1 protein-coding gene is annotated in these 1,574 nt (G+C 73.3%); it reads left to right on the top strand.

What is annotated here, in order from left to right:
* Positions 1-748 precede the first annotated feature (748 nt).
* Positions 749-1,288, top strand: coding sequence for a GNAT family N-acetyltransferase (locus tag R5W23_RS07635; RefSeq protein WP_320685822.1), 540 nt, complete (start codon positions 749-751; stop codon positions 1,286-1,288).
* The last annotated feature ends 286 nt before the right edge of the window (positions 1,289-1,574 follow it).

Raw genomic sequence — 1,574 nt, 5'->3', positions numbered from 1 at the left:
CAAGGCCGCGGTCGTGTCGGCCGGGGCCAAGGCGCTGTCGGACGAGGCAGCGAAACAGCTACTGGCCGAGCTGCAAGCACGGCTCGGGATGGGCGGCACCGCTCCGCCGAGCCCGCCGAGCTAAACCCGATACGCACGTGGCGCACCCCCGCGCCCCGGCTCCGGCCGGGGCGTGGTCGTTTGCGGCAACGTTACAGAAGAAGCGCAAGGGCTGAGCCGCACTCACGGCCCCCGGGACGTTCACGCGCTCGCGGGGCGACCCACCCCCAACCCCTCCCTGAAGGGAGGGGAGGAAGACACCGGCGCACCGATCCCGCCCCGGGTGTGCGGTGGTTCTTACTCCCCTCCCTTCAGGGAGGGGTTAGGGGTGGGTTGTCTTGCTCCCCTTCCCTTCCGCCGGCCCACGGAAGCTCCGCTGACCGGGCCGGCGGAAGGGAAGGGGGTTGGGGGGTAGGTTGTTCCGCTGACCGGGCCGGCGCGCGACGAGGGGCCGGGGGGCGGTTGTCTTGGGTCTTGAGTGTGGCCCGCTCGCTCCGCGCGGCCCTCGATCGTGAGGTGCCGCCGGATGAGCCCATCCGCTGGGCGGGGCGCCCGGGGCCGCGGGTGAGTTCCCGGGACGGGTTGATCATCATCTTTGGCATCGAGTGGATGGTTGTTGCCGCCCTGCCCCCACCTTCTCGCCGGCCCGTGACATCGGCCGGGGATGAGCACCCTTCTTGCGCCGGCTCCGGTTCCCGATCCTGCGCCCGTGTTGGTTCGCCCGGCGGTGTCGGGGGACTGGACGTTCCTCGATCACCTCCAGCGGTTGCACCACCACGCCATCGGGTTCCTGTCGCGGGCGGCGCTGGGCGAGGCCATCGACCGCGGCCGGGTGCTGCTGGCGCTGGAGAACGACACCCCCGCCGGGTACCTGTACGCCGCGCCCCGCTACCACCGGCGGGCGGACGTGGCCGTGATCTATCAGGCGGCGGTGAGCTTCGACGCGCGGCGCCGGCACCTGGGCACGGGTCTGGTGCGGGCGTTCGCGGACCGGCTGCCGGTGACGGTCGGTCAGGTGTCCCTGTGGTGCGCGGCGGACCTGGAGGCGGGCGGGTTCTGGTCGGCGCTGGGGTTCGCGCCGGTGGCGACGCGGGCCGGCGCGCGGAACAAGCGGACGCACGTGTTCTGGTGCTGTAACCTCCGTTACACCGGGTCGGGGCCGGCGGAAGCGTTCTGGGTGCCGGAGGCGACGCGCGGCGGGGTGGTCCGCGCCACCCGCGCGGTGACGCGGCTCGCGCCGGCGGGGTGAAGGTTAGCGGCGGTGGTACTGGAGCGCGGGCCTCTGGCCCGCCGGTACGCGGCGCATGTCGCTCGGGGGGACGGTGCGGGGGCGCGGGGCGAAGACCTAACCCCCGGCCCCCTCGGCGTGCTCGCCGGCCCGGTCAGCGGAGCTTCCGTGGGCCGGCGGGAAGGGAAGGGGGAGCAGAACCGAAGACAACCCACCCCCAACCCCTCCCTGAAGGGAGGGGGGGAAGGCAACCTAACCCCCCGGCCCCCTTCCCTAAAGGGAAGGGGGTGGCGCCGGGAGGAGTGAT

It is taken from the genome of Gemmata algarum (assembly GCF_034097035.1).
Lineage (GTDB): Bacteria > Planctomycetota > Planctomycetia > Gemmatales > Gemmataceae > Gemmata > Gemmata algarum.
The sequence above is the reverse complement of the archived record's forward strand: the minus strand, read 5'-3'. Positions and strand labels throughout refer to the sequence as shown.